Raw genomic sequence first — 349 nt, 5'->3', positions numbered from 1 at the left:
GGGTGTGGTCACTGTGCCGCGTCTGGTGGTACGGACGTTGGGTGCGGCGGGCGCGGCGATCAGTGACGCGGACGGTGCCGCGTTGTGGGGTCTGGTGCGGTCGGCGCAGGACGAGCACCCGGACCGGCTCCATCTGGTGGACGCGGCCGAGGACGTGTTCTATCCGCTGCCGCAGGCGCTTGTGCGCGTGGGTGTGGTAAGTGTGACGAGTCTGGTGCGCCTGTCGGGTTCCGCGTCCGCTCCGGTGGGGTTCGGTGACGGCACGGTGGTGGTGACGGGTGCGACCGGCACGCTCGGTGGCCTGGTGGCCCGGCATCTGGTCGAGGCGCACGGTGTTCGTGATCTGCTG

The 349-nt window shown here is 70.5% G+C and carries 1 protein-coding gene; it reads left to right on the top strand.

Annotated features, from left to right (window positions below):
• On the top strand, nt 1-349 hold a 349-nt coding region (locus tag PUR61_RS31100; RefSeq protein ID WP_329882842.1), incomplete at both ends, for a hypothetical protein.

It is taken from the genome of Streptomyces sp. BE20 (genome assembly GCF_036322525.1).
GTDB lineage: Bacteria > Actinomycetota > Actinomycetes > Streptomycetales > Streptomycetaceae > Kitasatospora.
The sequence above is the reverse complement of the archived record's forward strand: the minus strand, read 5'-3'. Positions and strand labels throughout refer to the sequence as shown.